Source organism: Nonomuraea insulae (assembly GCF_042656245.1).
Genome location: NZ_JBHSPA010000148.1, coordinates 1 through 1,391 on the forward strand (window position 1 = coordinate 1; position 1,391 = coordinate 1,391).

The following is a 1,391-nucleotide window of genomic DNA, read 5'->3' on the forward strand; positions in this document are numbered from 1 at the left end:
TCGGTTCGTCCAGTGCAGCAACTGGCTGATGGCATGCCGGACCTGGGCATCGCGGTGGTTAGCCGTCCCGCTGAGGTCGTAGTGGAACCGTTTCGGGTCGCCGATCGGGTTGCCGTGGACGTCGAGCTGGTAGGCGGCGAAGTGGTCCGCGTTGGTGTCGACACCGGCCATGCCTCCAGCGCGGGCGGTGGCCTGCGGGATCGTCTTCACCGTCGGCCTGGTCCACGAGGCCGTCAGGTACCAGCGGTTCCGCTGCACGTCGAGGTGGATGCGGTAGGCCACGGCACGGTTGTGCTCGATGCGGTCTCGCCACTCGGCGCCCCGGTGCTGGAACTGCACCTTCGCGGCCAGCACGTACCGGCCGTGCCTGGCATTGGCCAGGTGCGCCAGCGGGGACGGGAGCTTGATGCTCACCTCGCCCTCGGGCGTGATGCGGATCGTCTCGTTGCCGAACCGCTTGCCCGACTCGCCGTCGGCGGCGAGGAACCAGCGCTCGGCTTCCCAACGCTGCCGCCATTCGGCCTCGGTGAGCTGCGCGGCGGCGAGGTTGTGACGGTTGCCCAGCAGGCGCCGGCCGCCGCGCACAACATGCACGACACCGGCCTCACGCTCGGCGCGGGCCGTATCGAGGTGGCGAGTGAGGATGGCCAGGCGGCGGGACTTGTGGAACCACTCGCCCTTGGAGCGGTATCCACCCGGGGCCCGCTTGGTGCCCTTGTCTCCGATCGGCAACGACAGGCGGTGCATCAGCGTGCGCACACCCGCTTCGAGGTTCTGGATGTGGGCGAGCTGGCAGCGGCGCGACAGTGCCCACTGGTCGTGGGTGGCTTTGGTGATCGACCCGGCCCAGCGGGAGGACGAGGCGGCGGTCAGGCCCTGCTTCCGGGCCGCCCACGTATCCGAGTTGTGCTCCAGGCCGTCGGCGCACCGGGCCTTGAGGTCCAGCGATGCGAGGCGACCTAGGTGTTCGCCGACCAGGCGCAACACCTTGTCGTCCTCGGGCGTGAGGTGCTTGAGGCGGTCGCGTATCGCCACGCCGGACGGGCCGAGAGCAACGAACGGGTTGTCGATGGTGCGGAGCTGCTTCTTCTTGGGATCACTCACTGGCAGCCGCCTCAAGGGCTTTCTCGGCTCGGTTCCTCGCCGAGCGGCGGCCGTACAATCGGGCGCAGAACGAGGTCAGGACCTCCACCATGTCACGCACCAGGTCGTCATCGACCTCGCCATCATCGAGGACAACGAGCCGACGACCAGCGGCAGTCAGGGCAGCTTCGACGAGCTCGACGTTCATACGGCCGAGCCGGTCCTTGTGCTCCACCACCACGGTGGTCACCTTCGGGTCGGCCAGCAGCCGACGGGCTTTCGTACGGCAGCCGTTCATTCCCGAGGCG

2 protein-coding genes are annotated in these 1,391 nt (G+C 68.6%); both read right to left on the minus strand.

All coding sequences use genetic code 11. The features are described from left to right. Positions 1 to 1,104 (minus strand): IS200/IS605 family accessory protein TnpB-related protein (locus tag ACFPZ3_RS70145; protein ID WP_379525367.1); only part of this gene is annotated, 1,104 nt, incomplete at its 3' end. Next, positions 1,097 to 1,391 (minus strand): recombinase family protein (locus ACFPZ3_RS70150; protein ID WP_379525368.1); only part of this gene is annotated, 295 nt, incomplete at its 5' end. The genes ACFPZ3_RS70150 and ACFPZ3_RS70145, both read right to left, overlap by 8 nt.